Raw genomic sequence first — 24,447 nt, 5'->3', positions numbered from 1 at the left:
AAACCGCGCCCGGGTGGCAAAAACGCCAGGATCACACCAAGATCAGCTATACAAGTGGTGGACGCCGTGACAATACTCGAGGCGGCCAGCTAACCCAGCGGAGGCGATGAGTGGACGACAGGACCGACGTGGTCACCACCATTCCCGGTTTGGAACTGCGGGCCGGTGGGCGTACCTGGCGGGCCAGCGGTGGCCGGTCCTGGAGCATTGGCCGTGCGCACGAAGCCGACATCCAGCTGGAGAATCCCAGAGTGTCGCGCCAGCACGCGGTGCTGCAGCCGACGCCGGCGGGCTGGGTCCTGGTCAACCGCAGCAACAACGGGATGTTCGTGAACGGGCGGCGAGTCGAGAGCCTGCCGATCAGCCAGCCGATCACCGTCGTGCTGGGGTCGGCGTCCTCCGGGCAGCCGCTCGAGCTCTACCCGATTGCCCCACCGCCCAGCCCGGCGAGGACGCAAACCGTCGCACCGACGCGACCGGTCGGCGAGACCACGGTTGCCCGGCCACCGACCGCGGTCTACACGATGGATCAGGTAACCATCGGGATCGGCCGCGGAACCGACAACGCCGTCGTGCTCGACGACCTGCTGGTCTCTCGCCATCACGCGGTGTTGCGCCGTGCCGGGAATCAGTGGGAGCTGGTAGATAGCAACAGCGCCAACGGAACCTACGTCAACGGCAACCGGATCGCGCGCGCGATCATCGGACCGAACGACATCGTCGGCATCGGCCATCAGCTGCTGCACCTGTCCGGTGACCAACTCGTCGAATACGTCGACACCGGCGACGTGTCCTACGAGGCGTCGAACCTGCGGGTGGTCTCCGGCAAGGGCAAGGTGTTGTTGGCCAGCGTCAGTTTCGCCCTGCCGCAACGCTGCTTCATGGCGGTGGTAGGGCCAAGTGGCGCAGGGAAATCCACGCTGTTGAGCGCGTTGACCGGATTCCGCCCGGCCGGCAGCGGGGAGGTCCGCTACGACAATCGCGACCTCTACCAGAACTACGCCGAGCTGCGACACCGGATTGGCTTCGTGCCGCAGGACGACATCCTGCACACTCAGCTGACAGTCCGACGGGCACTGAATTACGCTGCGCAGCTTCGGTTTCCGCAGGACGTCTCCACCCGGGAACGGAAGCAGCGCATTGACGAGGTGCTGGGCGAACTCGGGCTGGCGGCGCATGCCAATCAACGGATCGACAGTTTGTCGGGCGGTCAGCGCAAACGAACCAGCGTTGCGCTGGAACTGCTGACCAAACCATCCCTGCTGTTCCTGGACGAGCCGACGTCGGGCCTCGATCCGGGCTACGAGAAATCCGTGATGCAGACCCTGCGCGCCCTGGCCGACGACGGCCGGTCCGTCGTGGTGGTCACCCACAACACCGCGCAGCTGAATCTGTGCGACCGGCTGCTCATCCTGGCACCGGGCGGTCGGCTGGCGTACTTCGGTCCGCCGCACCAAGCCCTGAACTACTTCGGCTGCAACGACTTCGCCGACCTGTTCAACCTCCTCGAACACGACACCACGACCGACTGGACGGGGCGTTACGTCGCATCGCCCATTCACGGGGCCCTCACCGGGCCGCACGCCACACTGAAGGCCCCGGCACCTGCCACGCGCGCCGCGAAACCGGTCGCCCAGCAGAGCGCGTTCGCTCAGTTCACCACGCTGTGCCGAAGGTATCTGGCGGTCATCGCCGCCGATCGCCAGTACGCGGTGACGCTGCTGGTGCTACCGCTGCTGCTGAGCCTGTTCGCGCACGCCGTCCCGGGCGAGGCCGGGTTGTCGCTGACCAAGGCGATCGAAACGAAGTCCACTCAGCCCTCGCAACTGCTGGTGCTGCTGATCATCGGTGGGGCGCTGATGGGCTGCGCCGCGTCGATCCGCGAGATCGTCAAGGAACGAGCCATTTATCAACGCGAGCACGGCATCGGGTTGTCGCGCGGCGCCTATCTGGCCTCGAAGCTGGTGGTGCTCAGCGCGCTGACCACGGTGCAAGGGCTCATTCTCGGTTTCCTTGGGGTGGTGGGCCTGCCTCCGCCGGATCAGGCCGTCGTCCTGCCGTGGCCCAGAGCCGAAGTGGCGATTGCGGTGGTCGCCGTCACCGTGGTCTCGATGATGATCGGTCTGCTGATTTCGGCGATGATCGGCAACGCCGACCGGGGCATGCCGCTGCTCGTGCTGGTGGTGATGGCCGAACTCGTGCTGTGCGGCGGCATGTTTGGGGTCAAGGGCCGCATCCCGCTGGAGCAGTTGGCGTGGCTGTCGCCGTCCCGCTGGGCCTACGCGATGGCCGCCTCGACCGTCGATCTCGACGATCTGCGCCGGACCGCGGGCGGCGACGAGGACCCGCTGTGGGAGTACGACGCCAGCGATTGGTGGATGGCCGCGGGTGCCTGCGCGGTACAGGCGATCGTGCTGATCGTTCTGCTCGCGCTGCGACTCAGACAGCTTGACCCGCAACGCAAAGCGGCCAAGTAACACCGCCTACGCGTGTTTGGCCACCAGCGTTAGCGCGCTGAGAGCCCACGAGCCGCACGTCAGGTGAACCGACAGCAACCGATACCCGACGTAGTACACGCCGTAGGACCATGTCCGCTCGGCACCGGCCCGCCACTGCGCGGACGACATCGTGGTGAGCATTGATATCCCCTCGCTGTAACCCGCGTTCGTATGGAGTAAGGGTCTGCCCGCGTACTGCCGAGATCCTTGATGAATCCTTGGAACGCGGCCCGTATTTGGGGGCCGGGATCGACGCGTGGGCAGCCCGTCGGCGTTTGCCGTTACGGAGCGGTGAAGCCGGCCGGCGCATACCGTCATGGGTGCTTACCGGGGGTTGCAGCCGACAGGTCCGCCGGGAAATTGTTGATATGGTCGGCGGGTCTGCGGTTGGTTTGGAGGATCAGCGATGAGCGAGGGGCAGGCCTCACGCGAGGGCTCGACGTTCGGGCCCTACCACCTGAAACGGCTGCTGGGCCGGGGCGGGATGGGCGAGGTCTACGAGGCCGAGCACACCGTCAAGGAGTGGACCGTCGCGGTCAAGCTGATGTCCGACCAGTTCAGCTCGGACCCCGTCTTTCGCGAGCGGATGAAGCGCGAAGCGCGCACCGCGGGCCGTTTGCAGGAGCCGCACGTCGTCCCGATTCACGACTACGGCGAAATCGACGGAAAAATGTTCATGGAGATGCGCCTCGTCGAGGGCACCGACTTGGACAGCTTGCTCAAACGGTATGGCCCCCTGACGCCACCGCGCGCGGTCGCGATCATCACCCAAATCGCCTCGGCCCTGGACGCGGCGCACGCCGCGGGGGTGATGCACCGCGACGTCAAACCGCCCAACATCCTGGTCACCCGCGACGATTTCGCCTACCTCGTCGACTTCGGCATCGCCAGCGCCACCACCGACGAGAAGCTCACCCAGCTCGGTACGGCGGTCGGCACCTGGAAATACATGGCCCCGGAGAGATTCACCAATGACGAGGTGACCTACCGCGCCGATATCTACGCGTTGGCCTGCGTCCTGCACGAGTGCCTGACCGGGTCCCCGCCGTATCGCGCCGACAGCGCCGGCGTGCTGGTCAAGGCCCACATGAGCGATCCCATTCCACTGCCCAGCGCGGTGCGCGCGGGAATTCCCAAGGCCTTCGACGCGGTGATCGGGCGCGGCATGGCGAAAAAGCCCGAGGAGCGCTACGCCAGCGCGGGCGACTTGGCCCTGGCCGCGCATGAGGCGCTCAGCAATCCCGATCAAGACCACGCCTCCGACATCCTGCGCCGCAGCCAGGAAGCGACCCTGCCCGGCAAGGACAAGCTCGAGCAGCCCCCGACGATCGCGGGCACCATGGCGGCGCCTCCCGTGCAGCAGCGGCCCACCACACCCCCGCCGCGAACCCCGACGCCGTACCCGCGACCGAGTTCCACTCCGGTGCCACCGCACCACGCACCGAGCCCTCGGCCCTGGGCACCCGAGAGCGGTCCCGTGCCCAGCCCGGCTCAGCCCGTCTCTGTTCCGCAGTATTACCAAGGCGGCAGCGGCAACCGGGTCGGCCCGCCAACCGGCAACCTGCCGCCCGCCCAGCCCGTCGGCCACACCCCCTGGGGCCTGGCGCAGCCACCGAAGCCCAAGCGCAATCCCTGGCCGATCATCGCCGCGGCCGCGGTGGTGGTCGTGGTGCTGGTCAGCGCGGTCGCGATTTGGCTGATCATCCCCGACCCGAAGCCGCCGCCCGACCCGATCGCGTCCGACAAGCTCAACTCGCTGCTGCTGAGCCCCTCGGAGATCAACGCCATCATGGGCGCGACGAACATCCAGCCCGGCAAGCCCATCACCACGATGGGCACCTCGACGATGACGGTGTCGATACCGGACTGCAAGGGAGCGCTCTACACGACGCAGGATCAGGTGTATGCCGGCAGCGGCTACACCGGTATCAACGGGCTGGTGGCCTCCGAGCCGGGCGACGACAACGACCATTGGGTCAACCAGGCGGTGGTGTCGTTCCCGACCGCCGACAAAGCCAAGGCGTTCCTGCAGAGCTCGGCGGACAAATGGAAGAAGTGCGTCGGTCAGACGGTGACGGTGACGAACTCGAACGACAAGACCTATCGCTGGACTTTCGCTCCCATCCAGGGCACTTCACCGAAGATCTCGGTGCTGCAGACCCAGGAAGGCGCCGACGGCTGGCAGTGCGAGCACGCGATGAGCGTGGCGAACAACGTGATCGTCGACGTCAACGCCTGCGGCTACCACATCAGCGATCAGTCGAGCCAGATCGCCGACAAGATCGTCGACAAAGTCAACAACATCTAGCTCTTGCGGCCGCCAATGCCTAAGCGGCACTGCGAGATTGGCTTAAGCCGGTAGATCTGGCCCTTCGGCGCGCAGATCGTCGACCGCCGACATCGCGTCGCGTAACTTGGCCAGCCATTCCTCGGTGTGCTCGCCGACGAGCTTGACCGACCACGCCAGGGCGTCGGCCCGCGACCTCGCGACACCGGCATCCACCAGCGTGTCGAGCACCTGGCGCTCCGGCTGCTTCAAGCGTGTCATCACCGGAACTGCGATGTGCGTGAACAGGATTCGTTCGCCGCCGATCTCCAGGCCCCAGGAAACCTTGCGCCCGTAGCGATCCTGCGCCTCATCGGCAATGCGCATCCGCTCGGAACGGGTCTCCTCGCGGAACCGCGAGGCCCGGCCTTCGGCACGCGCCTCGCTCTCTTCTGTTGCGTCCGCCAGCTTGCCGATGACGGTGATCTCTTCACGGTCGACGACGACCGTCGGGTCGCCGTCGAACCAGGCTTCGGGCAGGCGTCCGGCGAACCATTCCGCCGCGCCGGTGGCATCGGGCTGCTGGGCTTGCTGCCAGCCCCCGGGGCGGCCGTACCGCCTCTGACTGTGGTGCGATTTCATGATTACATGATTACACCGTTACATTTGTAATACCTAGCGGGTTCGCCCGCGGCGAACGCCGGACGGTCGCGAAAGTCGGCTAGCTACGGGAACCGGAAAACCGTTGATATGGCCCGCTCACAGGCGTATTTTTGATCACGAAGCAGGCCCGGAAGCGGCCAAGTCAAAGCGCCGGCACAGGGGAAGGAGCCGGCCGCGTCGGACCGTGTCAGACGCCCCCCAGCGCCGCCCGGGCCTGCCTCAGCGTGTAGTGGATTCAGTCGTTGTCGCGGGCGTCGCCGCCGCGACGTACCCGGAAAAGCTTGACTTCGTTCTTGACGCCCTTGAGGCGACGTGCGCCCGCGAAAGACCCGGAGAACTCCCCGGACTCGCCGATCTCGTCCCACACCGAATCGGCGACCAAAACGGTGCCCGCGCGAGCCACCCCGGTAACCCGGCTCGCGACATTGACCGGGCTGCCGAACCAGTCACCGGCCCGGCTCACCGCCATCCCGGCGGACACCCCCGCCCGCAGCCGGGGAAAGTCGTTGTCGGTGTCGACGGCTTCGACGAGCTTCAGCACCACATCGAGCAGCGGCGCGGGCTCCGGGCAGACGAACATCACCGCGTCCCCGATCGTTTTGATGAACCGCACCGGCGGGGCCGTCATGTCGCGAGCCAGGGACGCCAGCCGGCCGGCGAGCTGCCCCAGCTCCTCGGGCGATACGACCTCGCCCAACCGGGTGAAGCCGACCAGATCGGCGAAGGCGACGGTGACCTGGCGCGCGCCCGGCAGCGGTTTGCCGGCGGCGCGTTCGGCGGCATTGACCGCCTCGGTCTCCATCATGTGGCGCAACTGCATGAAGAGCATCTGCTCGATCATCGGGCCGAGCTGCGGGCCGATCTGACTCACCAGCGCCTTGGACGCCTGGGCGACCTCCAGCTCGCTGGAGCCGGGGCGCATGATCGCCGCCAGCGCCGCATAACGCATGACCTCGGCGGCGTGGGACAGACCGTCGGCCAGCACCCGCACCACCAGCACGACCTGGTCGGGGTTGAGCCCCATCTCCACGAAGCGCTGGGCGTAGGCGGCCGCTTCACCGTCGGCGCGCATGTGGATCGCCGCGTCGGGATCGTCCACCCTGGCCAGCCCGATCGCGCGCTGCACGCGCTGCAGCAGCATCAGGTCGATGTTGTAGTGCTCGCTGATCTCACGCGCCGACACGTAGGTGCCGTCGTCACCGATGATGCGGCGGCTGGCCAACAGCAGTGGCGGGTTGGTGGAGGCGATCTCGTCGGCGGTGATCCCCTGTTCCAGCAGCCAGGCCACCAGCTCGGCACGTTCCGTGCGCGCGGCACCCTCGAGTCCGTCGAGCAGATCGTCGATGTCGACCTCGTCGTCCACGTGGTCAACGTACAACGCCGACCGGCCATGATGTGAAGCGATGACCCCGCCCCTGCTGCATGGCTTCGGCCCCGTCATTGACGGCCGCGCCCGGATGCTGATCCTGGGCTCGTTTCCGAGTGCGCAGTCGCTGATCGCACACGAGTACTACGCAAATCCACGAAATGCGTTCTGGCCCATCACCGGTGAGCTCTTCGGGTTCGACGCCGACGCGCCCTACGAATCCCGTCTGGCCGCGTTGCGGGCGCACGGGGTCGCGCTGTGGGACGTGCTGCGCGGCTGCCGCCGGGCCGGTAGCGCCGATTCCGCGATCGATCCGAAAAGCTTGGTGCTCAACGACTTTGCCGGGTTATTCGCCGACTACCCGAGGATCACCCGGGTTTACTTCAACGGCGCCAAGGCGGCCGAGCTGTATCGCAGGCTGGCGCAGCCCGACGATCGGCTCGAGTTCCAGCGGCTGCCGTCCAGCAGCCCGGCCCATGCCACCCGGCCGGGCGTCAAGCTGGCGGCCTGGCGGGCGTTGTTGCTTTCATGACACCGGCGGTCGCCGGTGCGCCCACGGCCGGGCCGCTTCGATCTGTGCGGACAGCGACAACAACGTCGCCTCGTCGAACGGTCGGCCGACCAGCTGTACCGACAACGGCAGCCCGTCGCCGTCGAAGTCCCACGGCACCACCGCGGCGGGCTGACCGGTTGCATTCCAGGGTGCGAAGTACGGAACCTGCTGGGCGACCAGCAGCAGCGTCGACACCGCGCCGCGGCGCCGGTAGGCACCGATCCGGGACGGACCGTCCGCGGTGCCCGGCGTGATGACGACGTCGACGTCGTCGAAGATCGACTGGATCCTGGCGCTCATCCGCTCCTCGGCGGCCTGCACGGCTTCCATCCTGCGGTCCGAGAAGAACGATCCCAGGCGCGCCAGGGTGCGGGTGCGGGCTTCGAGGCGTTCCGGATGGGCCTGCGCGTCGGCGTCGTCGCAGATGCCCCGCAGGTAGCGCGGCAGGAAGTTCGCATACAGCCGCGTGAGTGGATAGTCAGGGTCGGCGGTGATGACCTCATGGCCCAGATCGCGAAGCAGCGCGCCGGCCTGCTCCACGGCCGCCAACTCTTCGCGCCCGACCCGCTGCGGGGCGGTGGGGATCTTGGTGCTCAACGCAATTCGCAGCTTGCCGGGGTCGCGCGCGGCGGCGCCGACGAATCCGCCCTCGGGGCCCGGGATCGTCGTGGTGGCATCGAGGAACAGTGCGGCGTCGGCCACCGAGCGTGCGATCGGACCGTTGACGCTCAGCCCGTACCACGCGTTGTCGTGCGGTTCGAGCGAGACGCGATCGCGTTGCGGCTTCAGGCCGAACAGGCCACACCAGGACGACGGGACGCGAATCGAGCCGCCGCCGTCGGATCCCAGCGCGATCGGGGCCAGCCCGGCGGCGACCGCGGCGCCGCTGCCGCCGCTGCTGCCGCCCGGGCTGCGCCCGAGGTTCCACGGGTTGCGGGTCGCGCCGAAGGTCAGCGACTCGGTGAACGGGAAGATCATCAGCTCGGGCACATTGGTCTTGCCGAGGATGACCGCGCCGGCAGCGCGCAGCCGGCGAACGGCTTCCGCATCGGACGCGACCGGCGGACCGTGGCCGCCGCTGCCGCACGCGGTCACCTCACCGGCGACGTCGACATCGTCCTTGATCGCGATCGGCACGCCCAGCAGCGGCAGCCGCGCGCCCGCGTCGAGAAGTTCCTGGGCGGCCTGCGCGTCCTCGCGGGCGCTGTCGGCCAGCACCACGCGGTAGCAGCGCAGGTCGCTGTCCAGGCGCGCGATCCGCTCCAGGTAGACCTCGAGCAGGTCCGGCGCGCTGATTTCACCGTCGGCCAGCATCTTCGCCAGTGCGCCCGCACCGGCGAAGGCGAGTTCGCGAGCGTCCATTGCCGCAGCGTAGCCCCCGCGGCCGGCGTCGCGCCCCGGCCGGTTGATCATGTGCGCAAACGGTATAAGGGTGTGCATTCGCCGGCTCGGGCGCGAGCCGGCCGGGTTGAGGCAGCCAGTACCGTGGCGACATGTCCTGCGTGTTCTGTGCGATCGTCGCTGGGGAAGCTCCGGCCATCCGGATTTACGAAGACGACGACTACCTGGCGATCCTCGATATCCGCCCGTTCACGCGAGGCCACACCCTGGTGATGCCCAAGGAGCACAGCGTCGATCTGACCGACACCCCGCCGCAGACGCTGGCCCAGATGATCACCATCGGCCAGCGGATCGCACGCGCCGCCAAGGCCACCGAATTGGCCGACGCGACGAACATCGGGATCAACGACGGCAGCGCGGCTTTCCAGACGGTGTTCCACATCCACCTGCACGTTCTCCCCCGCCGCAACGGCGACAAACTTTCGGTGGCCAAGGGGATGTTGCTGCGCCGAGACCCGGACCGCGAGGCCACCGGGCAGATCCTGCGCGACGCGCTGGCACGCATCGACGCCAGTCAGTAGAAATGGATTCATGAGCAACCTCACCACGCTGGAGCGGATCTTTCTGGCCCCGCTGCTGCGCATTCACGACTCGCTGTACCGGAAAACCGATGGCCGGATCGGCCACCACGTACCCGGGATGCCGGACAGCCTGCTGTTGCACACGATCGGCGCCAAGACCGGTCAGCAGCGCTCGTCCACACTGACCTACGCCAAGGACGGCGACGCGTACCTGGTCGTCGCGTCCTACGGCGGTAGCGACAGCGCCCCCGGCTGGTACCACAACCTGCGCAAACGTCCGGAATGTGAGATCAACGTCGGCCCCAACCGGTTCCGAGTCAACTCGCGCAGCATCGGCCCGGACGACCCCGACTACGCGCGGCTGTGGCAAATCGTCAACAAGAACAACGCCAACCGGTACGACGGGTATCAGAGCCGGACGTCGCGGCCCATCCCGATCGTCGCGCTGACGCCCGCCTAGCGGTACCAAGCTGCACAAAAGCACCAGCTAAACCGTCTGGGACGACTATTCTGCCCATGCAGTGGTGAAGCCTTCATGCGTTCACCGCCGGGGGAACAGATCGGCTGGAGCAGCAATGAAGCGCTGGACGGGGATTCCGTGGCAGCGATTCGGGCTGTCCGCGCGCGTCGGGTGGCTCGTCGTCGCCGGATACGGCGTCGCCGGGCTGATGATCATCGTCGCCTCGGTCCGGAACTGGGAAGGCGAGTACGCGACCCGCCCGGTCGACGAAATCGCCTTGGCGGCGAGTCTGCTGTTCGGTGCGGCATGCGGCCTGCGCGCGGCGCGCTACACCACCGGGCGCCGCAGAGTCGGCTGGCTGGCCATGGTGACGGCCCTGATGGGCTGGGCGATCGGCGAACTCATCTGGGCATTCTACGACGTGCGCTCGCAGCTGGATCACGCCGCGCACCCGGCCGCGGCCGAGATCGTGCTGCTGTTATGGCCTTTCGGCGCCATGACGTCGTTGGTGGCGTTGTCCAACCTGTCTCGCCACAGTTCGCGGCGGCTGGTACTCGACGGGCTGATCCTGGTCACCTCGCTGCTCGTGGTCTCGTGGGTATTCGTCCTGGAAAAGCAGCTGCGCGACACCACCGGTTCCCGGACCGCGACGGTGGCGCAGGTGGTCAACGACGGCATCCTGCTGACGACGGCGATTCTGATGCTGTCGCGGGGTCGTCCCGGTGAGCGACCGAGCCGCAGCCTGGTAGCCGCCGGTATCGCGGTGATCAGCATCGCCGACATCACGATGGTGTTCGATACCGGGATCGGCAGCTATCACGTCAGTGATCTGGGTGACCTGGGCCGGGTGGCCGGATTGTGCCTGATCACGCTTGGCGCCCTGGCCAGCGTCGACGAACCCGTGTCGGCGACGGCGTCGCGCAGCGAGGTGTTGTCACGCACGCTGCTGTGGCTGCCGTACCTGCCGCTGTCGCTGGCCGCGGTCGTCGGGTTTGGCGCCATCGTCAGTCAGCACCTCGGAGTGTTGACCGCCCTGCTGGGAATCCTGGTGGGCGCGGTGCTCGTCCGGCAATTCATCGCGCTCACCGAAAACCAGGACCTGTTGTCCGCGGTCGCGCGGGAGGCGTTTCGGGACAGCCTGACCGGCCTGGCGAATCGGCCGCATTTCCTGCATCGCCTGGAAGACGCCGTCGCCGCCCGAAACGAAGATTCTCCACCAATCGCGGTGTTGTGCCTCGACCTCGACAACTTCAAAGCGGTCAACGACGGCTTGGGACACCCGGCGGGCGACGAACTGCTCATCCGGGTCGCCGGGCGGCTCACCGCCGCCCTGCACGAAAACGGCCTCATCGCCCGACTGGGCGGTGACGAATTCGCGGTGCTGCTAGAGGGTTCCGTCGAAGAGTCTCAGGCTGCCGCACATGACGTGCTCGAGGCGTTCAGCGCCCCGATCGTGATCGACGGCGTGCCGGTCGCGGTTCGCCCGAGCATCGGCTTCACCGTGGCCACCGCCGCGTCGACATGCACCGTCGACCAGCTGCTGCGGCACGCCGACCTGGCCATGTATACCGCCAAACGCGAAGGCGGCCAATGCGTCCGCAGCTTCGTGCCGGACATTCCGTTCTCCTATACGTTTCCGCGGTCGAGCGAGTCGGTATCGGCGATATCGGCCTTGCCCGCCAAACTGGCGGAATGGGCGCCCATTTCGGCAGCCGCCTCGGGCATATCCGGCTCGCCACGCACCGCACGAGCGGAGCCAAAGACCTCGGCACCCGACGAGCCATCCGATCTGCCCGATGACCTGCGATGGGCACCCGCGCCGGTCCGAATTGCCATGGCAATATTGGCAATTGGCGTGCTCACCTTCACCGCGACGAGCCTTGCCGGCCTCAATGCCAAGGACATACCCTTCACCAATTCTCTGTATGCCGCGTTGAACTTGCTGGCGGCCGGGCTGATTGCCGTTCGCGCCTACCGCGTCGCGAGCGATCGGTTGGCCTGGTCGCTGATCGCGGTCGGGATGGCATCCTCGGCGATGGGCGACGTCGTCTACCTCGTGGGAGTACCCGACGGGCAGTCACCCTCGGCGGCCGACCCGGAGTACCTCGCGTTCTACCCGTTCGTCTATCTCGGGCTGCTGCTGCTGGTGCGGGCACGACTGGCCGCCGTACCGATTCCGATCCGGCTCGATCCCCTGGTATGCGGTTTGGCCATGGCAGCACTGGGCGTGGCACTGCGTAACGGTCCCTTCCACGCGGCCGCGACCCGGGCACCGGACACCGTGTTGGTCGGACTGCTGTACCCGTGGGGCGATCTGGTGCTGGTGGCTCTCGCCGCCGGCATGCTGCCAATGGTTGGCTGGCGCAACGAATTTCGCTGGGCTCTGCTCGTCGGTGGGCTGATCGGTTTTGCGGTCGCGGACACCGTCTATCTCTTCGAGACCTCGGCCGGCTCATACCGCTCAGGAACCACGCTCGATGCCGCCTGGCCCGCGGCCTCACTCCTGGTGGCGATGGCCAGCTGGGCGCCCGCGCCATCGGCGGCGCGCGGGCTCAAGCGTGGATTCTGGTCCTACGCCGTGCCGGCGGCCTGCACAGCCGTCGCGCTGACGGTCATCGTGTTGGACGAAAACTCGCGATTTGCAACGGCTTTGGCGGCATTGAGCCTGGTGACCGCCGCCGTCCGGTTCTCGCTGACGTTGCGTGACGTCAGCATGATGGCCGAAAGCTACAAGCACTCCATGACCGACGAGTTGACGACGTTGCCCAACCGAAGGTCGCTGGCCACCGCGTTGACGTCGTTGCCCGACACCCCGACAGAACTCGACGCGGCGCTCAAAACGCCGTCGCGCAAGGCGTTGCTGCTGGTGAAGCTGTACGAGCTTGACGAGATCAGCGACTCACTCGGGCGCCCGTTCGGCGATGAGCTGTTGCGCCACATCGCGGATCGGCTTGCCAACAGCGTGCGGCACGCGGATCTGCTGGCCCGGGTCAGCGATGACGAATTCGCAATCCTGCTGACGGAGGGGTCCGACCTGATCGGCGCTCGCGCCCAAGCGGGTCGCCTGCTCGAAGCCTTGGGCGAGCCATTCGCATTGGATCCGATCACCGTGCGAGTCGATGCACGCATCGCTATTGCGTTGTGCCCCGATCATTGTCAGCATCCGCAAGAGCTGCTGAGTCGCGCCGAGGCGGCGATGCCGCACGCCAAATTCGCGATGGGCAAGATCGCGGTCTACGACTCGGCGTTCGAGGTGTACCGCGACACCGACCCCAACCTCATCGAGGAATTGCGCAACGCGCTATTCGAAGGTGAGGAACCGACGTTGTACTACCAGCCCAAGGTCAACACGAGCGACGGCAGCGTGCACAGCGTCGAGGCACTGCTGCGGTGGAACCATCCCACTCGTGGGCTGCTGCTGCCCGAGGAATTCCTGTCCGCCGCCGAACGCGCCGGGCTGATGCGCAAGATCGCCGACCGCACACTGAAACTCGCTCTCACCCAGATCCAGTTTTGGCGCGAAAACGGCATCACCTCGGCCGTATCGGTGAACCTGGCGACAACCAACCTACTTGACCTCGAGCTTGTCAGCTCGATCGAAAGACTGCTCTGGGCCCGCGGTTTGCCCGCGAACGCGTTGATCGTCGAGATCACCGAAAGCGCCCTCGTCGACTCGGTGCGGTCACGCAATACCGTGGCCGAGCTGCGGCGCCTGGGCGTTCGCATTTCGCTGGACGACTACGGGACCGGATGGTCGTCGCTGGCGAGGTTGCAGGATGTCTCGGTTGACGAGTTGAAGCTCGACCGGATCTTCGTGGCACGGCTGGCTCAGGACGCCCGATCGGTGGCCATCGTGCGGTCCACGATCGCGCTGGCGGACAGTCTCGGCGCGGACCTGGTGGCCGAGGGGGTCGAAGACGAGGTCACGCTGACCGCACTGCAGCGATACGGCTGCACGATTACCCAGGGGTTCGTACACACCCCGCCGCTGCCCCCGGACAAGCTCGAGGAGTGGATCAGCAGCCATGTGCGCCAGCAAAACCCGAGAAAGCCCGAGCAGGCCGGCATCGCCGATTGAGCGCTAGAACAATTCCTTAGCCAGCAGCTCCAGCGTTGCCACCCGCCCCGGTGCGGTGGCGGGGTCGGTGCCGCGCCGGGCCGACGCGACCGGGTTCACCATCACCTCGTCGACGCCGAACTGCTCGGCCAGCGCCCGCACCTGCTCGGCGGCCTGGGCCGGGGTGCCGAGGACGGCGCGCTGCAGCCCGCTGTCGACGATGTGCTGTTGGGCCGCCGTCAGTTCCGCCACTTCGGCCTCCTCCACCAGCGGGACGGGACCCAGCGGCTGTCCGGTGCGCAGGCGCGCCATCATCTGCAAGTTGGGCAGCATCAATGCCGTTGCCTCGTCCCGTGTTTCGGCTACCGCGGCGTTGACCGTCAAGAACGTCACGGGCTCGGCGGTCAACATGCTGGGCACGAACCGCGTGCGGTAGACCTCGAGCGCCTCCTCGGTTCCCTTGCCCGAGAAGTGATGTGCGAACACGTAGGGCAGTCCCTTGGCGGCCGCCAAATGCGCCGAGTACATCGACGAGCCCAGTAGCCACAGGCGTGGTTCGCTGGCCGCGGCCGGGGTGGCCTTGAGCCGGTAGTCGCCAGAGCGCAGGGGAACCAGCACGCCGCGTGCGCTCATCAACGCCGCCACGTCGTCGAGGTATTCGGGGAAGTTCTCGATATCGCGATCATCACGAGCGCCGCGCAACGCATAGGACGTCACCGGGTCGGAGCCGGGCGCCCGCCCGATGCCCAGGTCGATTCGGCCCGGGGCGGCCGCTTCCAGCAGCGCGAACTGCTCGGCGACGGCCAGCGGCGCATGGTTGGGCAGCATCACCCCGCCGGATCCCAGCCGAACCCGCGACGTCTGGGCGGCCAGGTAGGCGAGCAGTACCGGCGGGCTGGTCGCACCGACCGAGGGCATGTTGTGGTGTTCGGCGACCCAGTAGCGGGTGAAGCCCAGCCGGTCGGCGGTCTGCGCCAGCGCCACGGTGGCCGCCAGCGCGTCGCCGGTCGACTGGTCGGTGCGTACCGGGACGAGATCGAGGACGGAAAGACGCACGATGGCCTCAACGCATTCGGCGCGGTGGTCGTTCCCGGCTAGTAGTTGCTCGGCGTGATCGAGTTGACGACCGCCTCGAACTGCTCCTGCGATATCGGGGCACCACCGGGAATGTTGTCGGTGGCCAGGAACTGGGTGCGTTCGGTGTAGCCGTGAAAGCGCTTGAAGTAGTTGGTGAAGGCGACCCCGTGGTCGACCCAATCGGCTTGGCTGACGCGCTTGAGCTCGCCGGCCAGGATGTAGGCGCCCAGCAGCGCGACACTGGTCCCCTGGCCCGACAGCGGCGAGCAGCAGTAGGCGGCGTCGCCCACCAGCGCCACGCGCCCGATCGACCAGTGATCCATCACGATCTGCGCCATCTCGTCGAAGTAGAAATCCGGCGCTTTGCGCATGAACTCCAGCAGTTGCGGGCGTACCCAGCCGTCGTCGGCCATCCGCCGTTCGACCTCGGCGAACTGGGCTTCGGTGTCGCGCCAGTCGATCCGCAGTTCGGTGTCCATGAAACCCAACATGGCGCGCGCCTCGGTGTTGTTGCGGGCGCTGTAGACCCCGGCCATCGTGGTGTCCCCGTAGTGCCACATCTGCCAGAAGTCCAGGTTCAGGAAGTTGGGCACAGTGAAGATCGCTGCGTGCGTCCCGAGCCGTTTGATGAACCGCTCCTCGGGGCCGAACACCAGCCGGCGCACATTGGAATGCAGGCCGTCGGCGCCGATCAGCAGGTCGAAGCTGCGGCCGGGCGTGCGTTCGAACCTCACATCGACCGCGGTGCCGCGGTTCACCACGGCGGAGATGCTGTCGTTGAAGATGTATTCGGTGTCGGGTTGGCTTGCCTCGTATAGCAATTCGACCAGGTCGTCGCGCAGCAGCTCGATGTCGGGGTTGTCGATGAGACCGCCGGTGGGCGTCGACTCGGTGTCGCGGGACAGCTCGTTGCCGTCGCGGTCGACGACAGAAGAGCCGCGAATGCCCGTCTTTCGGTCCGCCGCGGCGGCCAGCAGGCCCATGCGGTCCAGCACCGTCAGCGCCGGACCCCGCACATCGATCGCTTGCCCGCCCGGGCGCAGGCCCTGGTGGCTCTCCACAACGGTCACCGAAAAGCCGTGTTGCCCAAGCCAATACGCCAACGTTGTACCGGCGACGCTGGCCCCGGAAATCAATACCTCGGTCACTTAATCCCTGTCAGCTTCTTGGCTTCCATAAAGATGTCGTCGAGCATTGCCGGAGTTAGCTTACCGGTGAACATGTTTTGCTGGCTCGGGTGGTAGCACCCCAACAAACGCACGCCCGACGGCAACTCGGCAACGGCGCCATGGCCGAACCGCGGCTTGGGCGTCCCTCGCATCGCTCGCATTTCCAAGGCGCCCGGCAGCCGCAGCGCGATCTGCCAGCCGAATCCGCCTAGCGCCACGATGACGCGGACGTGCTCGGACACCAACCGCCACTCGGCTTCCAGCCAGGGCCAACAGGTGTCACGCTCGGCCGGGGTCGGGGCGTTGGCCGGCGGCGCGCACCGCACCGGCGCGGAGATCCGAATCTGCTTGGTTTGCAACCCGTCTGCGGCGTCCACGCTGGTCGGCTGGTTCACCAGCCCGGCCCGATACAGGGCGGCGTACAGCTGGTCGCCGGACCGGTCGCCGGTGAACATCCGCCCGGTTCGGTTGGCGCCGTGCGCGGCCGGCGCCAGCCCGACGATGAAGATTCGCGGCTGCTGCGACCCCCAGCCCGGAACCGGCCGGCCCCAATATGGCTGGTCGGCAAACGCGCGCCGTTTGGCCACGGCGACATCCTCGCGCCAGGTGACCAGCCGCGGGCAGGCACGACAGACGCTCACCACGGCGTCCAGATCCGGAATCGAGCCGACCGCGCCGGCCAGCGCCCGAACCCGCGCCGCATCGGCGGCCTTGGGGGTATGCGGTGTGGCCGGATCGCCGGGCCATCCGGTGCCGGGTTGCACCGGCGAATCGAATGCCAATCCGGTATTCGGATGAACAAGCACATGAACATCCTGCATTCAGGCGGTAGTGACCACGAAATTCGGTGGTCCCGCGATCGCATTGGAGCTAGATTCAGCCGCGATATTTATGACACGTTCCAGCCGCGGTCCGGCGCTTCTGATTCTGTTCGCCACTCTGGTGGCGACCGCGGGTACCGGCATTTCATTGGTCGCTTTCCCCTGGCTGGCGTTGCAGCAGCACGGCAGCGCCGGCCACGCATCGATAGTGGCCGCGGCCATGACCGTGCCACTGGTGCTCTCCACATTGGTCGCCGGCACCGCGGTCGACTTTTTCGGGCGGCGCCGCATTTCACTGGTCTCCGATGCGCTATCCGGCACCGCGGTGGCGGCGGTACCGCTGATCGCGTGGCTATTCGGCGCGAACGCGCTCAATGTCGCCGAGTTGGCCTTGTTGGCATTCTTTTCGGCCGCATTCGACCCGGCCGGGACAACGGCGCGCCAGTCGATGCTGCCCGAGGCTGCCAGCCGCGCCGGCTGGTCGCTGGACCGCACCAACAGTGTTTACGAAGCGATTCTCAACCTGGCCTACATCGTAGGCCCCGGTATCGGCGGTTTGATGATCGCCACGGTCGGCGGGGTCAACACGATGTGGATCACGGCGGGCTGTTTCGGGTTGTCGTTCCTCGCAATTGGGGCGCTGCGACTCGAAGGCATCGGCAAGCCACACCACGCGACCCGGCCCGACGGGCTGGTGTCCGGGGTCGCCGAGGGCATGCGGTTCGTCTGGAAGATGCGGGTGCTGCGGACGCTCGGCCTGATCGACCTGGTCGTCACCGCGCTGTACCTGCCGATGGAAAGCGTGCTGTTTCCCAAATACTTCAGCGATCGTCACGAACCCGCGGAGTTGGGCTGGGCGTTGATGGCGCTCGGGGTCGGCGGCGTGGCCGGCGCGCTGGGCTATGCCGTGCTGTCGAAATCCGTGCGGCGGCGCACGGCGGTGCTGACCGCGACGCTCACCTTCGGTGCCGCGTCGGTCGGCATCGCGTTCCTGCCGCCGTTGCCGGTGATCCTGGTGCTGTGCGGGCTGACCGGCCTGGTCTACGGGCCGATCCAGCCGATCTACAACTACGTGATGCAGACCCGGGCGCCACACCATCTGCGCGGCCGGGTGGTCGGGGTGATGACCGGGCTGACCTTCGCCGCGGGCCCGCTGGGCTTGCTGGTGGCGGGTCCGTTGGCCGACGCGGCCGGGCTGCGGGTGACATTCCTGACGCTGGCGGTGCCGATCATTGCGGTCGGCCTGATCGCGTGCGCGCTGCCGTCGCTGCGGGAACTCGATCGCGCGCCGGAGTTTGCCGAGGATTCCGCGCCGTAAAATCGGCCCGTGAGCACCACAGTCAATGAAGACATGCTGGCCGGCCTGATCGCCGACCTGCCGGACGGCATGGTGGTCACTGACCCGACCATCACCGACGGCTACCGCCAGGACCGCGCCTTCGACCCGTCGGCGGGCACACCGCTGGCCGTGGTACGGCCGCGCTGCACCGAAGACGTGCAGGCGGTGATGCGCTGGGCCACCGCCCACCAGGTGCCGGTGGTGCCGCGAGGGGCCGGCACCGGCTTGTCGGGTGGGGCGACGGCGCTGGCCAGCGGGATCGTGTTGTCGACGGAGAAGATGCGCGACATCACCGTCGACCCGGTTACCCGGACCGCGGTATGTCAGCCCGGCCTGCTCAACGCCGAGGTGAAGAAGGCCGTCGCCAAACACGGCCTGTGGTATCCGCCGGACCCGTCGTCGTACGAAATCTGCAGCATCGGCGGCAACATCGCCACCAACGCCGGGGGCCTGTGCTGTGTGAAGTACGGCGTCACCACCGACTACGTGCTTGGCATGGTGGTGGTGCTGGCCGACGGCACCGCGGTGCGGCTGGGCGGCGCGCGGCTCAAGGACGTGGCGGGGCTTTCGCTGACCAAGCTGTTCGTCGGCAGCGAAGGCACGCTGGGCATCGTCACGGAAGTGACGCTGCGGCTGCTGCCCGCCCAGAACACGTCGAGCGTCGTGGTGGCGACGTTCGCCTCGGTGGAATCGGCGGTCGACGCGGTGCTCGGGGTCGCGGCCCGGCTGCGGCCGGCGATGCTGGAATTCATGGATTCGGCGTCGATCAACGCCGTCGAGGACATCTTGCGCATGGATCTGGATCGGGGGGCGGCGGCCATGCTGGTGGCCGGCTCCGACGAGCGGGGCCGCGCCAGCGGTGAGGACGCCGAGCTGATGGCGGCGATCTTTGCCGAGAACAAGGCAACAGACGTTTTCACCACCGACGACCCGGACGAGGGCCACGCCTTCGTCGCCGCGCGCCGGTTCTGCATCCCGGCCGTCGAGGCCAAGGGATCGCTACTGCTCGAGGACGTCGGGGTGCCGCTTCCGGCGCTGGGCACACTGGTGACCGGGATTGCCCGCATCGCCGCGGAGCACGACCTGATGATCTCGGTGATCGCGCACGCCGGCGACGGCAACACCCACCCGCTGATCGTGTACGACAGCGCCGACGCCGCGATGACAGCGCGGGCCCAGGTCGCGTTCGGCGAAATCATGGACCTGGCCATCGGTTTGGGCGGCACGATCACCGGTGAACACGGGGTGGGCCGGCTGAAGCGGCCCTGGCTGGACGGCTATCTCGGGCCCGAGGTGATGGCGCTGAATCAACGGATCAAGCAGGCATTGGACCCGCTAGGGATCCTCAACCCCGGCGCGGCGATCTAGTTGCGGGGTTGAGTGTGCAGCCTGGGCGCTGAGTGTGCGCTCAGGGCGGTGAATGTGCACTCAGGAGGGCGCCCCGAACGCACACTCGACACCCCCGCCAGTTGACATGTATCTGTCATTGTCGTACGAATAAGACATGACTGCGGTAATGTCTCACAACGCGCCGGTCGTGTTCGAGCTCGCCAACGCCGACACCTGGCCGAATCCGTGGCCGATGTACCGCGCGCTGCGCGACCACGACCCGGTGCACCACGTCGTCCCCCCGAAGCATCCCGAGCAGGATTACTACGTGCTGTCCCGGCACGCGGATGTGTGGTCGGCGGCCCGCGACCACGAGACGTTCTCCTCGGCGCAAGGCCTGACGGTCAATTACGGCGACCTGGAAATGATTGGGCTGCAGGATAATCCGCCGTTCGTGATGCAAGATCCGCCCGTACACACCGAGTTTCGCAAGCTGGTGTCGCGCGGGTTCACCCCCCGACAGGTCGAGGCGGTGGAACCGAAGGTTCGCCAGTTCGTCGTGGAGCGCATCGAGGGGTTGCGCGCCCGCGGCGGCGGCGACATCGTCACCGAACTCTTCAAGCCGCTGCCGTCGATGGTCGTCGCGCATTATCTCGGTGTGCCCGAAGAGGATTGGGCTCAGTTCGACGGCTGGACGCAGGCCATCGTCGCGGCCAACACCGCCGACGGCGGGGTTGCGGGCGCGCTGGAAACCGTCGGCGACGCGGTCGGATCGATGATGGCCTACTTCACCGGGCTGATCGAGCGCCGCCGGACCGAGCCCGAGGACGACACCATCTCCCACCTGGTCTCTGCCGGCGTCGGCGCCGACGGCGACATCTCCGGAACCCTGTCGATTCTGGCGTTCACCTTCACGATGGTCACCGGCGGCAACGACACGGTGACCGGCATGCTCGGTGGTTCGATGCCGCTGCTGCACCAACGGCCCGATCAGCGAGAGTTGTTGGTGCACAACCCCGAACTGATCAACGACGCGGTCGAGGAGCTGTTACGGCTGACCTCGCCGGCCCAGGGTCTAGCACGCACCGTCACCCACGACGTGACGATCGGCGACACCACGATCCCGGCCGATCGCCGCGTGCTGCTGCTGTACGGGTCGGCCAACCGCGACGAACGCCAATACGGCCCGGACGCCGGCGAACTCGACGTGACCCGCTGCCCGCGCAACATCCTGACCTTCAGCCACGGCGCGCACCACTGCCTGGGGGCGGCGGCCGCCCGGATGCAATCCCGGGTCGCGCTGACCGAACTGCTGGCCCGCTGCCCGGACTTCGACGTCGACGAGAATTCGGTCGTGTGGGCGGGCGGCAGCTACGTGCGGCGTCCGGTGTCGGTGCCGATCACCGTGAAGTCCTGATGGCCGGTAATGACTGGCTTGCCTCGAGTCGCAGCGAGGCCGCGGTAGACCGCATCCTCGATGCGGCCGAGCAGCTGTACACCGCGCGCGATTCGGATTCGATCGGCATGAATGAGATCGCGAGGGCCGCAGGCTGTTCCCGCGCGACGCTGTACCGGTACTTCGAAAACCGGGAGGCGCTGCGAACCGCGTACATCCATCGCGAAACGCATCGCCTTGGCCGCGACATCATCGCGCGGACCGGCGGCATCGAGGACCCCCGCGAAAAGCTGGTCGCCAGCATCCTCGTCACGATGGAGATGGTTCGCGAGAACCCCGCCCTGGCGTCGTGGTTCGCCACCACTCGCCCGCCGATCGGCGGCGAGTTGGCCGGACAGTCCGACGTGATCGCGGCCCTGGCGGCGGCGTTCCTGCATTCGCTGGGGCCCCACGATCCCGCCGTCATCGAGCGCCGCGCCCGCTGGGCGGTGCGGGTGATCGTCTCGCTGCTGACCTATCCGGGCCGCGACGAAAACGAGGAGCGAGCGATGATCGAGGAATTTGTCGTCCCGGTCATCGCCCCGGCGAGCGCCCGCCGCTAGCCGGCAGCCGTCTCATCCGGGTACGCGGGTGAAGCGGTGCAGCAGCCAAGCCAGCGGGATCGTCACCACAAGCGTCGCGACGAACAGATACAGCATCGGCCCGGTGTAGACGTGGGCCCGCACGATGTAGACCATCGTGAATTCCATGGTCACCAGGTGGATCAGGAAGATCTCATAGGAGATCTCGCCGAGCCACACCATCGGCCGGCTGGCCAGCGCCTGCCAATACCAACCGTGGCCGTCCAACGCCAGCGGGGCGACCGCCAGGGTGGCGATCACGGCGTAGAAGACCGTCTTGACGACCGCCTCCGGCGTCGACGCCGGCGATGTCGTGGGTGCGCCGCCGATCGGGGTGGCGACGATGAAGTAACAGATCACCGCCAGCGGTATGGCGGCGAATGCGTAGCAGCGCACGCCCATCGCCTGCAGCACCGCCAGCAACATGCCGCCCAGAAACCACGCCAGGTAGGTCGGCAGCCACAGCCGAGCGCCGTCGGCGAACCAATGATCGGTGTGTACCAGGACAACCCAGATCGGGCTGATCAACGACAGCGCCAACAAGGTCCCCACCAGCAACCTCGGCCGCCAGCGCCGCCGGCAGATGACCACCAGCAGCAGGTATGCCAGAAACGGCAGCAGCACGTAGAAGGACGCCTCTACCGCGAGGCTCCACATTTGGGTCAGGCCCTGGTGCAGATACTTGCCGAGGTAGCCGTCGGTGTAGATCTGCGTCAGCGTGAGATTGCGAATCAAGCCGTGCCAGGAATGGCCGGGATTCGGTCCGGCATCGCGGAAGTGGTACAGCACATAGGCGAATAGCACGGTGATCACGTAGGCCGGCATGATGCGCCGAACCCGGTGTCGCGCATAGCGACTCACCGCCGGCGGCGGCCCGCCGCCGGCTGCCGATTTCACCCAGGGGCGGAACAGCAGGAAGCCGGACAGCACGAAGAAGATCGGCACACCGATCTCCATCCGGGCGCCGACCAGACCCCAGTAGCCGTGCGTGTACTTGCCGGTGGTGTAGGCCGCGTGAGTCCCGACGACCAGGATCGCGGCGACCGCGCGGATACCGGTCAAGGAGGCGACCCGGTCGACGTGCGAGACCTGCTCGAGTCCGCCTTGGGCGTCCCGTTCGTCGGACAGGGTCATCCAGCGTCTTTTCTGCGCCGCTTGGGCCCACCCGATCGGCCGGGCCTTTCAGCGGACTTGCCGGACGAGCGGTCCCGCTTCAGGTCGATCAGCACACCCGAGATACGGGTCTTTTCAAGCCTTTTGAGCGTCGCGGGGGAGAGCTTTGGCGGCAGCTCCACCAACGAGAAGTCGGGCCCGATCGCGATGTGGCCGAAATCGCTGCGATGCAGGCCGCCCTCGTTGGCGATGGCGCCGACGATGGCACCCGGCCCGATCTTGTGCCGCTTGCCCACGGCGATTCGATAGGTGGCGAAATCTCTTGTTTGCCTTGGCTTGTCCGTGCGATCCCGATGCTCGGTGTTACGTTCGGGCCGCTCACGTCGCTGCGGCGGCGGTTCGGGCGACATCAGGAACGCCTCACCATCGCGCGACTGCAAAGCGAGCGCGGCCGCGATGTCGGCCATCGGGACGTCGTGCTCGCGCTCGTAGTCCTCGACCAGCCTGCGGAACAGCTCGATGCCTGGGCCGCCAAGCGTATCGGTAATGGAATCCGCGAATTTCGCCACCCGCTGCGCGTTGACATCCTCGACGCTGGGCAATTCGACCTCGGTCAACGTTTGCCGGGTCGCCCTTTCGATCGCCTTGAGCATGTGGCGCTCACGCGGCGAGACGAACAGCAGCGCGTTTCCCGAACGGCCGGCGCGGCCGGTGCGTCCGATCCGGTGGACGTAGGACTCGGTGTCGTGCGGGATGTCGTAGTTGAGCACATGCGAGATGCGTTCCACATCCAGGCCTCTGGCCGCCACGTCGGTGGCAACCAGGATGTCGATCCTTCCATCCTTGAGCGCCGCGATGGTCCGCTCACGCTGGGCCTGAGCGATGTCGCCGTTGATGGCGGCCGCGGAAAACCCTCGGGCACGCAGCTTTTCGGCGACCTCCTCGGTGGCCTGCTTGGTGCGCACGAAGACGATCATCGCCGCGAACGGCTCGACTTCCAGTACCCGGGTCAGCGCGTCCATCTTGCGCGGTCCGGCCACCTGGACGTAGCGCTGCGAAATATTGTCGGCTGTCGCGGTTTTCGCTTTGAAGGTGACTTCGAGCGGATCGTGCAGGTATTTGGTAGTGAGCTTGCGGATGGCCGGCGGCATGGTCGCCGAGAACAGCGCCACCTGTTTGTATTCCGGTGTTTCGGAGAGGATGCGGTCGACTTCCTCGGCGAAGCCCATCGTGAGCATCTCGTCGGCCTCGTCGAGCACCAGGTAATCCACGTGCGACAGGTCGAGCGTCCCACGCTCGAGGTGGTCGATGACCCGACCCGGGGTGCCGACCACCACCTGTGCACCGCGCCGCAGGCCAGACAGCTGCACCGTGTAGGACGACCCGCCATAGATCGGCAGCACGTTGATCTTGGGCAGGTGGGCGCCGTAGCGACTGAATGCCTCGGCCACCTGCAAGGCCAGCTCGCGGGTGGGCGCCAACACCAGGGCCTGGGTCGCCTTGTTGGTGACGTCGATCTTGGACAGGATCGGGATGGCGAACGCTGCGGTCTTTCCGGTGCCGGTCTGCGCCAGTCCGACCACGTCGGAGCCGCCCATCAGCGCCGGAATTGTCGCCGCCTGAATCGCGGTCGGCGATTCGTAACCGACGTCGGCGATGGCCCGCATGACCGAGGGGTGAATCTGCAGGTCGGCAAAGGTAGTAGCGGCCGCTTCAGGCGAACCGTCTGGGACTGTCATCGTCTGAGAAGTTTAGTGGCACGGCATGCCTGCTACACCAGCGAGCGGGCTGCCGGTAC

The 24,447-nt window shown here is 67.0% G+C and carries 19 protein-coding genes; 10 read left to right on the top strand and 9 right to left on the bottom strand.

Translation table 11 applies throughout. The features are described 5' to 3' along the window. The first annotated feature begins 110 nt into the window (after positions 1–110). Positions 111–2,477, top strand: coding sequence for an FHA domain-containing protein (locus G6N55_RS24410; RefSeq protein ID WP_085220997.1), 2,367 nt, complete (start codon positions 111–113; stop codon positions 2,475–2,477). A gap of 6 nt (positions 2,478–2,483) precedes the next feature. Here the strand turns inward: G6N55_RS24410 and G6N55_RS24405 are convergent, their stop codons facing one another. Further along, positions 2,484–2,639 carry a hypothetical protein gene (locus G6N55_RS24405; protein ID WP_163667072.1) on the bottom strand — a complete coding sequence of 52 codons (156 nt, stop codon included), beginning with the start codon at positions 2,637–2,639 and terminating at the stop codon, positions 2,484–2,486. Positions 2,640–2,904: 265 nt separating this feature from the next. On the opposite strand from G6N55_RS24405, the gene G6N55_RS24400 reads away from it, so the two are divergent. After that, entirely contained in the window at positions 2,905–4,806 is a 1,902-nt protein-coding gene (locus tag G6N55_RS24400; protein ID WP_085220998.1) for a serine/threonine-protein kinase PknH/PknJ, read from the top strand. Between the two features lie 42 nt (positions 4,807–4,848). On the opposite strand, the gene G6N55_RS24395 is transcribed toward G6N55_RS24400, so the two are convergent. Then, the gene (locus G6N55_RS24395) at positions 4,849–5,406 is read right to left on the bottom strand and encodes a hypothetical protein (RefSeq protein ID WP_085220999.1); all 558 of its coding nucleotides are present in this window, start codon (positions 5,404–5,406) and stop codon (positions 4,849–4,851) included. A gap of 256 nt (positions 5,407–5,662) precedes the next feature. After that, complete coding sequence (locus tag G6N55_RS24390) at positions 5,663–6,832, bottom strand: adenylate cyclase regulatory domain-containing protein (RefSeq protein ID WP_232079098.1); 1,170 nt, start codon at positions 6,830–6,832, stop codon at positions 5,663–5,665. Here G6N55_RS24390 and G6N55_RS24385 point away from each other — a divergent pair. Then, positions 6,831–7,325 (top strand): DNA-deoxyinosine glycosylase, encoded by a 495-nt coding sequence (locus tag G6N55_RS24385; RefSeq protein WP_085221001.1) that lies wholly within the window; start codon positions 6,831–6,833, stop codon positions 7,323–7,325. The two genes, G6N55_RS24390 and G6N55_RS24385, sit on opposite strands and share 2 nt — an antisense overlap. Here the strand turns inward: G6N55_RS24385 and G6N55_RS24380 are convergent. Further along, positions 7,320–8,708, bottom strand: a complete 1,389-nt coding sequence (locus tag G6N55_RS24380; RefSeq protein WP_085221255.1) for an amidase — start codon at positions 8,706–8,708, stop codon at positions 7,320–7,322. The two genes, G6N55_RS24385 and G6N55_RS24380, sit on opposite strands and share 6 nt — an antisense overlap. 131 nt (positions 8,709–8,839) lie before the next feature. Here G6N55_RS24380 and G6N55_RS24375 point away from each other — a divergent pair, with 131 nt between their 5' ends. The 3 genes from G6N55_RS24375 (at position 8,840) to G6N55_RS24365 (ending at position 13,806) form a co-directional block, all read left to right on the top strand. Next, the gene (locus tag G6N55_RS24375; RefSeq protein ID WP_085221002.1) at positions 8,840–9,268 is read left to right on the top strand and encodes an HIT family protein; all 429 of its coding nucleotides are present in this window, start codon (positions 8,840–8,842) and stop codon (positions 9,266–9,268) included. Positions 9,269–9,278: 10 nt separating this feature from the next. Next, positions 9,279–9,728: a nitroreductase family deazaflavin-dependent oxidoreductase gene (locus tag G6N55_RS24370; RefSeq protein ID WP_085221003.1), complete on the top strand. Its 450-nt coding sequence runs from the start codon at positions 9,279–9,281 to the stop codon at positions 9,726–9,728. A gap of 115 nt (positions 9,729–9,843) precedes the next feature. Beyond that, entirely contained in the window at positions 9,844–13,806 is a 3,963-nt protein-coding gene (locus G6N55_RS24365) for a bifunctional diguanylate cyclase/phosphodiesterase (RefSeq protein ID WP_085221004.1), read from the top strand. A gap of 3 nt (positions 13,807–13,809) precedes the next feature. Here G6N55_RS24365 and G6N55_RS24360 read toward each other — a convergent pair whose 3' ends face one another. Genes G6N55_RS24360 through G6N55_RS24350 form a run of 3 tightly spaced genes read right to left on the bottom strand, consistent with a single transcriptional unit; the run spans position 13,810 to position 16,852 of the window. Beyond that, positions 13,810–14,841, bottom strand: a complete 1,032-nt coding sequence (locus G6N55_RS24360) for an LLM class flavin-dependent oxidoreductase (RefSeq protein WP_085221005.1) — start codon at positions 14,839–14,841, stop codon at positions 13,810–13,812. A gap of 38 nt (positions 14,842–14,879) precedes the next feature. Beyond that, positions 14,880–16,010: an FAD-binding protein gene (locus G6N55_RS24355; protein WP_085221006.1), complete on the bottom strand. Its 1,131-nt coding sequence runs from the start codon at positions 16,008–16,010 to the stop codon at positions 14,880–14,882. After that, positions 16,007–16,852 (bottom strand): uracil-DNA glycosylase, encoded by an 846-nt coding sequence (locus tag G6N55_RS24350; protein WP_085221007.1) that lies wholly within the window; start codon positions 16,850–16,852, stop codon positions 16,007–16,009. Before G6N55_RS24350 ends, G6N55_RS24355 begins: the two co-directional genes overlap by 4 nt. A gap of 70 nt (positions 16,853–16,922) precedes the next feature. Here G6N55_RS24350 and G6N55_RS24345 point away from each other — a divergent pair, with 70 nt between their 5' ends. From G6N55_RS24345 to G6N55_RS24330, 4 genes are all read left to right on the top strand, one after another. Next, positions 16,923–18,170, top strand: coding sequence for an MFS transporter (locus tag G6N55_RS24345; protein ID WP_085221008.1), 1,248 nt, complete (start codon positions 16,923–16,925; stop codon positions 18,168–18,170). A 33-nt stretch (positions 18,171–18,203) separates the two neighbouring features. Beyond that, positions 18,204–19,559, top strand: a complete 1,356-nt coding sequence (locus G6N55_RS24340) for an FAD-binding oxidoreductase (RefSeq protein ID WP_085221256.1) — start codon at positions 18,204–18,206, stop codon at positions 19,557–19,559. Positions 19,560–19,695: 136 nt separating this feature from the next. Then, positions 19,696–20,937, top strand: a complete 1,242-nt coding sequence (locus G6N55_RS24335; RefSeq protein WP_163667489.1) for a cytochrome P450 — start codon at positions 19,696–19,698, stop codon at positions 20,935–20,937. Further along, positions 20,937–21,518, top strand: coding sequence for a TetR/AcrR family transcriptional regulator (locus tag G6N55_RS24330; RefSeq protein ID WP_085221257.1), 582 nt, complete (start codon positions 20,937–20,939; stop codon positions 21,516–21,518). The genes G6N55_RS24335 and G6N55_RS24330 overlap by 1 nt, the downstream gene beginning before the upstream one ends. Before the next feature lie 12 nt (positions 21,519–21,530). Here G6N55_RS24330 and G6N55_RS24325 read toward each other — a convergent pair whose 3' ends face one another. Together G6N55_RS24325 and G6N55_RS24320 are read right to left on the bottom strand one after the other, a co-directional pair. After that, entirely contained in the window at positions 21,531–22,670 is a 1,140-nt protein-coding gene (locus G6N55_RS24325; protein ID WP_085221010.1) for an acyltransferase family protein, read from the bottom strand. Beyond that, on the bottom strand, positions 22,667–24,388 hold the full coding sequence (locus tag G6N55_RS24320; RefSeq protein ID WP_085221011.1) for a DEAD/DEAH box helicase: 1,722 nt from the start codon (positions 24,386–24,388) through the stop codon (positions 22,667–22,669). Before G6N55_RS24320 ends, G6N55_RS24325 begins: the two co-directional genes overlap by 4 nt. Between the last annotated feature and the right edge of the window lie 59 nt (positions 24,389–24,447).

The sequence above is a fragment of the Mycobacterium florentinum genome, from assembly GCF_010730355.1.
In the GTDB taxonomy this organism is placed as follows: domain Bacteria; phylum Actinomycetota; class Actinomycetes; order Mycobacteriales; family Mycobacteriaceae; genus Mycobacterium; species Mycobacterium florentinum.
This window is presented reverse-complemented; position numbering and strand designations above follow the sequence as displayed.

Excerpts from the sequence above, each read along its gene's own strand:
- G6N55_RS24325 (WP_085221010.1), bottom strand. The coding sequence starts at position 22,670 with ATGACCCTGTCCGACGAACGGGACGCCCAAGGCGGACTCGAGCAGGTC.
- G6N55_RS24320 (WP_085221011.1), bottom strand. The coding sequence starts at position 24,388 with ATGACAGTCCCAGACGGTTCGCCTGAAGCGGCCGCTACTACCTTTGCC.
- G6N55_RS24340 (WP_085221256.1), top strand. The coding sequence starts at position 18,204 with ATGCTGGCCGGCCTGATCGCCGACCTGCCGGACGGCATGGTGGTCACT.
- G6N55_RS24375 (WP_085221002.1), top strand. The coding sequence starts at position 8,840 with ATGTCCTGCGTGTTCTGTGCGATCGTCGCTGGGGAAGCTCCGGCCATC.
- G6N55_RS24370 (WP_085221003.1), top strand. The coding sequence starts at position 9,279 with ATGAGCAACCTCACCACGCTGGAGCGGATCTTTCTGGCCCCGCTGCTG.
- G6N55_RS24335 (WP_163667489.1), top strand. The coding sequence starts at position 19,696 with ATGACTGCGGTAATGTCTCACAACGCGCCGGTCGTGTTCGAGCTCGCC.
- G6N55_RS24380 (WP_085221255.1), bottom strand. The coding sequence starts at position 8,708 with ATGGACGCTCGCGAACTCGCCTTCGCCGGTGCGGGCGCACTGGCGAAG.
- G6N55_RS24350 (WP_085221007.1), bottom strand. The coding sequence starts at position 16,852 with ATGCAGGATGTTCATGTGCTTGTTCATCCGAATACCGGATTGGCATTC.
- G6N55_RS24405 (WP_163667072.1), bottom strand. The coding sequence starts at position 2,639 with ATGCTCACCACGATGTCGTCCGCGCAGTGGCGGGCCGGTGCCGAGCGG.
- G6N55_RS24385 (WP_085221001.1), top strand. The coding sequence starts at position 6,831 with ATGACCCCGCCCCTGCTGCATGGCTTCGGCCCCGTCATTGACGGCCGC.
- G6N55_RS24330 (WP_085221257.1), top strand. The coding sequence starts at position 20,937 with ATGGCCGGTAATGACTGGCTTGCCTCGAGTCGCAGCGAGGCCGCGGTA.
- G6N55_RS24345 (WP_085221008.1), top strand. The coding sequence starts at position 16,923 with ATGACACGTTCCAGCCGCGGTCCGGCGCTTCTGATTCTGTTCGCCACT.
- G6N55_RS24400 (WP_085220998.1), top strand. The coding sequence starts at position 2,905 with ATGAGCGAGGGGCAGGCCTCACGCGAGGGCTCGACGTTCGGGCCCTAC.
- G6N55_RS24365 (WP_085221004.1), top strand. The coding sequence starts at position 9,844 with ATGAAGCGCTGGACGGGGATTCCGTGGCAGCGATTCGGGCTGTCCGCG.
- G6N55_RS24395 (WP_085220999.1), bottom strand. The coding sequence starts at position 5,406 with ATGAAATCGCACCACAGTCAGAGGCGGTACGGCCGCCCCGGGGGCTGG.